The sequence below is a fragment of the Staphylococcus pasteuri genome (genome assembly GCF_030547725.1).
Classification (GTDB): domain Bacteria; phylum Bacillota; class Bacilli; order Staphylococcales; family Staphylococcaceae; genus Staphylococcus; species Staphylococcus pasteuri.
Genome location: NZ_JAUOQO010000549.1, coordinates 1 through 257, shown reverse-complemented (window position 1 = coordinate 257; position 257 = coordinate 1). Strand labels below are relative to the sequence as shown.

Genomic DNA, 257 nt, shown 5'->3' with positions numbered 1-257 from the left:
GCGTGCTATAGGCGACAAGCTTACCTGTGTATTTGTAGACAATGGATTACTACGCTTAAACGAAGGCCAGCAAGTCATGGACATGTTTGGTAACCACTTCGGTCTTAATATTGTTCTCGTAAACGCAGAAAGTCGCTTTTTAGAAGCGATGGCCGGTGAGAGTGACCCAGAGAAGAAACGTAAGATTATTGGCCACGTATTCATTGATGTATTTGATGAAGAATCGAAAAAGCTAAAAAATGCCAAGTGGCTAGCAC

At 42.4% G+C, this 257-nt stretch carries 1 pseudogene; it reads left to right on the top strand.

The annotated features are described in order from the left end of the window. Positions 1-76 precede the first annotated feature (76 nt). A pseudogene (locus tag Q4528_RS14685) lies at positions 77-257 on the top strand (glutamine-hydrolyzing GMP synthase); the annotation flags it as partial.